Raw genomic sequence first — 3,319 nt, 5'->3', positions numbered from 1 at the left:
CCCAACTCGCCAATTCCCCCGTTCGGCACGGCACCCGCGTTCGCAACGGGGGAATTGGCGAGTTGGGGACGAGCGTGGGCCGGCAGCTCGACGGAGGCGAGGCCGAGCCAGTGGGCCATGAGGGCGAGCTCCTCGTGCAGCTCGCGGACATCGTCGACTCCCCCGCGTCCCGGCTCCCAGGTCAGCCGGCGGAGCAGCAACCGCGAACCCGCCCGGTCGGCCTTGAGGTCGACCCGCCCGACGAGGTCCTCGCCGAGCAGGAACGGCAGGACGTAGTAGCCGTGCACCCGCTTCGCCTCGGGCGTGTAGATCTCGAGTCGGTAGTCGAAGCCGAAGAGCGCCGCGGTCCGGTCGCGCTGCCAGATGAGCGAGTCGAACGGCGACAGCAGCGCCCGGGCCGTGATCCGGCGGGGGCGCCGCGCGTCCCGGTGGAGGTAGGCCGGCCGCTTCCATCCGTCGATGGCCACCGGCACGAGCTCGCCCGACTCCACGAGCGCGTCGATCGCCGGCCGGGCCTGCTCGGGCTTGAGCCGGAAGTAGTCGCGCAGGCACTGGGCCGTGCCGACCCCCAACGCGCGGGCCGCGATCCGGGTCAGCTCGAGGAACGCCTCGTCGTCCGGCAGCCGGGCCTCGATCGACTCGGCCACGTCGCGAAGGTGCGGCGGGAGGACCCGGGACGGGACGGCATACCGGCGTTCGAACTGGCTCGTGCGCCCCGACGAGCTGACCTCACCGGCCCAGAAGAGCTGCTCGATGGCGCTCTTGACGAGCGACCAGTTCCACCCCCACTGGTCGCGGTCGCGCGGCAGGTCGTGCTCGAGCGCCGCCTCGAGCTCCCGGCTCGTGAGCGGGCCGCGCACCCGGACCTCCGCGAGCACGGCGTCAACGAGCGCGGGATGGTCGCGCAGGACGCTCTGCATCCCGCCCCAGGACTCGTCGTGGGCACGGCGCATGCGGAAGGTGAGCAGCGGCCAGGTCGACGGCGGCACGAGAGAGGCCTCGTGCGCCCAGTACTCGACGAGCCGGCGCGGCGCCCGGTCGCGGGCCCGGTCGACGAGGTCGCGGTCGTAGGGGCCGAGCCGTGAGAAGAACGGCAGGTAGTGGCTGCGCGAGACGACGTTGACGCTGTCGATCTGGACGACCCCGACGGTGTCGATGACCCGCTGCACCTGGCGCGAGGTGGACGTCCACGGCGCGGGCCGGGCACGGTCGAAACCCTGCGCCGCGAGGGCGATCCGGCGCGCGGCGACCTGGCTGAGGCGGGTCACCGGCGCGGACGGGGTCATGGCCCCATCCTCGCGGTCCGCACCGACAGCGGTCGGCACCGACGGCGGTCCGCTCAGGCGTCCGGCTCGATGAGGTTGCGGCGCATCGCGTAGAGGGCGGCCTCGACGCGGGAGTGGAGCTGGAGCTTCTCGAGGATGTTGCGGACGTGGTTCTTCACCGTGTTCTCACTGATGAAGAGCATCGACGCGATCTCCTTGTTGGCCTTGCCGCGCGCGACCAGGGCGAGGACCTCGAGCTCGCGGTCGGTGAGGCGCGGGCCCGGCGCGGAGTCCTTGGCCGGCTCGTTGCTCAGGCGCGAGAACTCGGCGATGAGCTGGCTGGCCATGTGCGGGGGGATCATCGACTGCCCGGAGTGCACGAGGCGGACGGCCTCGGCGATCTGCTCGGTCGGCAGGTCCTTGAGCAGGTAGCCGCTCGCCCCGGCCTTGATCGCCGAGAAGAGGTCGGACTCCTCGTCGGAGGCGGTGAGGATGAGGATCTTGGTCCGCGGCGCCTTCTCCTTGATCGCCGTGCACGCCTCGATGCCGCTGTTGCCGGGCATGCGGACGTCGAGCAGGACGACGTCGGGCTCGTACTCGAAGACCTTCTCGACGGCCTCGGCACCCGACCCGGCCTCGGCCACGATCTCGAGGTCGGGCTCCAGACCGATCACCGCCTGCATGCCACGACGGTAGAGGTCGTGGTCATCGGCGATGACGATGCGGATGCGGTTGCGGACCTCCCCCGTGGACGAGGCCCGCTCATCGGCTTCTGGCAGAGGCGGACTCACGTGGCAATCTTGACACGGGAATCCGCCCCTGTCGTTCACTTCGAAAAACAGAGCCCGGCAACTCCGGTCACGAGACGGTGGCGCGCTCCGAGGAGTCGGCGCCAGCGGAGCCCGCACCCGAGGGCGGGGACTGCGCGGCGCTGCCGTTGAGGTCGAGGTGGAGGACGCCGTAGGACCAGCCGCGGCGACGGTAGACGACGCTCGCCTTGTCGGTCTCGAGGTCGTGGAAGAGGTAGAAGTCGTGTCCGACGAGCTCCATCTCCTGCAGGGCCTGGTCGAGCGTCATGGGCGCAGAGGTGTGGACCTTCTCGCGGACCTCGATGGGCGAGTCGCCGTAGGCGGCACCCGCGTCGTCACTGTCGTCGCTCGCGGTCTCGGGCTCCGGGGGCACGAACGCGGTCTTGGCCGCGACCGACTCCGCGGGGTTCCGTCCGCGCTTCACGTGGCGGTCGTGCTTGCGACGCAGTCGCTCCAGGAGCTTGTCGAGGGCCACGTCGAGCGCGGCGTATTTGTCCTCCTCGCACGCTTCGGCGCGCACGACCGGGCCCTTGATGTGACACGTGATCTCCACGCGGTCACAGGCCTTGGCTTGGCGACGGTTCGGCTCGTGGCTGATGACCACGTCGATGCGGCGCGTGCGCGGTGCCAACTGCTGGACCTTGTCCAGCTTCTCCGCGATGTGCTGCCTGAATCGGTCCGAAACGGTCGTGTGGCGTCCGGTGACGACAATGTCCACTGGTCCTCCTGGTTTGGGGTGCGTGCCTGTCGTGTGCCTGTCGAGGGCTAAGAGTGGCGGCACCACCTCCAGGGGGGGATGTCTCTCATGCACTGACGTTAGTCCCCCCGCAGGGGCCTTTCAACCGCGGGGTCCGGGCGAGTTTCGACAGCGACGATTCGCCTCTGCGTGGCTCCGATCGCCGCGCCGAGGACCCGGGCGGCCCCGGCCTCCCGGAGGGCGCGAGCCGCCTCGGCGAGCGTCGCACCGGTCGTCACGACGTCGTCGACGACGACGCAGGCCGCCCCCGCCACGACCGGCTCGAGGCGCTCCCGCACCCGCAGGGCACCGGTGAGGTTGGCCGCCCGGGCGGCCGCGTCGAGGGTGGACTGGTCCTTCGTCACCCGGGTCGTGGCGAGGACGTTCGCCACGACGGCTCGACCGGTCAGGGCCGTCGCGGCGGCGTGGACCAAGGGCAGGAGGGGCGCGTCGCCACGGCGCCTGCGGGCGCGGGGCGACCCCGGCACGGGCACGACGAGGAGCCCCCG

At 71.3% G+C, this 3,319-nt stretch carries 4 protein-coding genes; all 4 read right to left on the bottom strand.

Translation table 11 applies throughout. The features are described from left to right. Positions 1 to 1,286 (bottom strand): winged helix-turn-helix domain-containing protein (locus N801_RS18780; protein WP_084109266.1); only part of this gene is annotated, 1,286 nt, incomplete at its 3' end. A gap of 53 nt (positions 1,287 to 1,339) precedes the next feature. Beyond that, positions 1,340 to 2,056, bottom strand: a complete 717-nt coding sequence (locus N801_RS18775) for a response regulator (protein WP_035940838.1) — start codon at positions 2,054 to 2,056, stop codon at positions 1,340 to 1,342. Between the two features lie 67 nt (positions 2,057 to 2,123). Beyond that, on the bottom strand, positions 2,124 to 2,792 hold the full coding sequence (hpf, locus tag N801_RS18770; protein ID WP_052113313.1) for a ribosome hibernation-promoting factor, HPF/YfiA family: 669 nt from the start codon (positions 2,790 to 2,792) through the stop codon (positions 2,124 to 2,126). A 98-nt stretch (positions 2,793 to 2,890) separates the two neighbouring features. Next, the coding region (locus N801_RS18765; RefSeq protein ID WP_035940837.1) for a phosphoribosyltransferase family protein at positions 2,891 to 3,319 on the bottom strand (429 nt) is incomplete at its 5' end.

It is taken from the genome of Knoellia aerolata DSM 18566 (assembly GCF_000768695.1).
In the GTDB taxonomy this organism is placed as follows: Bacteria; Actinomycetota; Actinomycetes; order Actinomycetales; family Dermatophilaceae; genus Knoellia; species Knoellia aerolata.
Note: the sequence above shows the minus strand (reverse complement) of the source record. Positions and strands in the feature narration are given on the sequence as shown.